Genomic DNA, 3,002 nt, shown 5'->3' with positions numbered 1-3,002 from the left:
CGACCCGGATCAGCTTCTCGTAGAAGTGCGCGATGACCGAGCTGGTCGGGCCCGAGGTGTACGTCGGCGAGATGGCTGCGCTCGGATCCCACAGGGTCTCGCCGATGTATCCGCCATACATGAACGCACGCGCGATGCCGATGGCGCCGACCGCATCGAGCTTGTCGGCGTCGCGCACGATGGCCGCGGTGAGTGAGGCACCGTCGAGGGTGTCGCCCTTCATCAGGGACTTCTCGTTGAAGCGCACGGCCGCATCGATCTCGGGCAGCAATTGCTCGGGTACCTCGGCACGCCGGAGGGCCCGCTCGATGAGCGGCCATACGTCGTCGGGGCCTGTCTGCTGCGCACCCGCGTTCGCGGGCGCACCGTGTTCGACCACGCGGTGATAGTCATGGACGTAGGCGACGAGTTGCGGTGTCACCGTGTCGGCCGGGTTCTCCACCTGCGCGATGTCGCGCGCAGCGCGTGCGACCCGGTCGAGATGGGACAGGTCGTGCGCGACGAGGGCGGTTCCGAAGTCACCGGCGACAACGGTTCGGAGCCGGTCGACGGTCTGCTGGTCTGGGGTTTCCGACACGGGGTCGACGGTAGTGGGCGCCTCCGACACGTCGAGCGCTCAGACACCCTCGGACGTGTCGTCGGCCAGGAGTTCGTCGAGAGCATCGGACCCCATCCCGAATCGCTTCAACCGGTCCAGCGGCATCGACCCCATGACCGTGACGATGTCGGTGCCGAGGCCGTCGCCGGCGTCGGACGCGCCCTCGGGCACCATTCCCGCCATGGCCGCCGCGACGGCCGGATCGGCCAATGCCTCGGCGAGGGTGGACTGCCACGTGATCGGGACCGACTCGTCGTCACCGACCACGGCGACGATGTCGGTGGCACGGAGATCGCGGCTCGACGCGCCCACCCCGACCACGTACGCGCCGTCCTCGACCGTCCAGTCGCCGCGCCGCTCGTCCCAGAAGGCGAGATCGGAGCGGGCGATCCGGAGCGAGATCTTTTCCGACGCTGCGGGTTCGACCACCGACGATGTCGCGAAAGCCTTGAGCTCCCGCGGCGGCCGGACCACCCGCGAGTCGGTCTTCGTGACGTACACCTGCACCACCTCACGCCCCGACCGCTGACCGGTGTTCGTGATGGTGACCTCGACGTCGACACCGGTGTCGTCGGAGGCGACCGACAGATCGCTGTACTCGAAGTGGGTGTAGGACAACCCGTGTCCGAAGGGGAACGTCACCTCCAGGGCGCGGGCGTCATAGCCGCGATACCCGACGTGGATGCCCTCGCCGTACCGTACGTGGGAATTCTCGCCCGGGAAGTCGAGGTAGGACGGGCAGTCCTGTACGCGGACCGGAACCGTCTCGGTCAGACGTCCCGACGGGTTGACCGCGCCGAACAGCACGTCGGCGATCGCGCCACCACCGGCCTGGCCGAGCAGGGCGCCATCGAGAATGGCCGGAACCGCATCGGCCACCGGCTGCAGGCGCAGCACACCTCCGTGGGACAGGATCACGACGGTCCGCGGCTGCACCTGCGCGATCGCGGTCACGAGATCCAGCTGCCCCCAGGGGATCTCGATGTCCTCACGGTCGAATCCCTCCGACTCCTGGTCGGCGCCGAGTCCGAGGAAGACGACGACCACCTCGGCGTCGGCGGCCGTCTGCACCGCCTCGTCGCGCAGGGTGGCGGCGTCGCCGGACCCGTCGGTCGTGAAGCCGGGCGCGAACGTCACCGCGCCGGATCCGGCCTGCGCGCGGATCTCGTCGAGTGGGACGTCGAGACGGGTCGGGTTCACGTGTGAGCTGCCGCCGCCCTGGTAGCGGGGCGACTGTGCGAACTCGCCGATGACGGCGATCGAGGTGCCCGGCGTCAGGGGCAGCACGTCGGTGTCGTTCTTGAGCAGGACGATGCTGCGCGCGGCGGCCTCGCGCGCGAGGCGGTGGTGAGCGTCGAGGTCGGCGGTGACCGTGTTCTCCCGTCCGGGCTGCACCCGGCGCGCCAGACCGGCCACGGCCGCCGCGGCACGATCCACCGCCTCCTGCGACAGGTCACCGGCGCGGACTGCGTCGACCACCTCGGTGTCGGCCGCGGAACCCGTTCCCGGCATCTCCAGGTCGAGACCCGCACGCACCGCGGCGACCCGATCGCGCACCGCACCCCAGTCGCTGACGACCGCGCCGTCGAATCCCCATGTCTCACGAAGGAGTTCGGTGAGCAGCCAGTGATTCTCGGCGGCGTACACACCGTTGATGCGGTTGTAGGAACACATGACCGTCCACGGTCGTGCGGTGCGGACGATGTGCGCGAACGCGTGGAGGTAGATCTCATGCATGGGCCGGGGGTCGATGTCGGAACTCGAGCGCATCCGATCGGTCTCGGCGTTGTTCAGGGCGAAGTGTTTCAGCGACGTCCCGACCCCGACGCTCTGCACACCCCTCACCCATGCGGCCCCGAGTGTCCCGGCGACCACCGGATCCTCGGAGAGGTACTCGAAGTTCCTGCCGCAGCGAGGATCCCGCTTGATGTTGACCCCGGGACCGAGCAGGACGTCGACGTCGAGCGCCCGGGCCTCACGGCCGAGGGCCTCGCCCACCCGATGGATCAGGTCGACGTCCCAGCACTGACCGAGTCCCACCGCGGGCGGGAAGCATGTCGCGGGCTCGCTGCCCGCCAGTCCCAGATGGTCGCTCGCGCCGGTCTGCTTGCGCACGCCGTGCGGACCGTCGGTCAGCATCAGCGACGGCACGGTGCCCACCGCCTTCGTCGTCCAGAAGTCGGCACCGCTGCCGAGTGACGCCTTCTCCTCGATCGACAGGTCGGACACTGCGGGATCGGTCATCACCACTCCTCCTCGACGGTTGCCACATGCACCTCACCGAGGCTACGGATCACCCTTCTCGTACTGACGCGCGGCGAAATTCTGCACGGAGCGGCCCACCGTGGCACATACGTCGATGCCGCCCCGCTCAGCGCAGACTTTCGCCACCACGCACGTGGGC

General features: G+C 69.1%; 2 protein-coding genes. Both read right to left on the bottom strand.

Annotated features, from left to right (window positions below; translation table 11 throughout):
* A partial coding sequence (locus JHC79_RS18410; RefSeq protein WP_296393522.1) for a hypothetical protein occupies positions 1 to 577 on the bottom strand: 577 nt, incomplete at its 3' end.
* Positions 578 to 616: 39 nt separating this feature from the next.
* Entirely contained in the window at positions 617 to 2,842 is a 2,226-nt protein-coding gene (locus JHC79_RS18405; protein WP_296393520.1) for a glycoside hydrolase family 3 C-terminal domain-containing protein, read from the bottom strand.
* Positions 2,843 to 3,002: the final 160 nt, after the last annotated feature.

The sequence above is a fragment of the Williamsia sp. genome (genome assembly GCF_016462415.1).
GTDB lineage: Bacteria > Actinomycetota > Actinomycetes > Mycobacteriales > Mycobacteriaceae > Williamsia_A.
The sequence above is the reverse complement of the archived record's forward strand: the minus strand, read 5'-3'. Positions and strand labels throughout refer to the sequence as shown.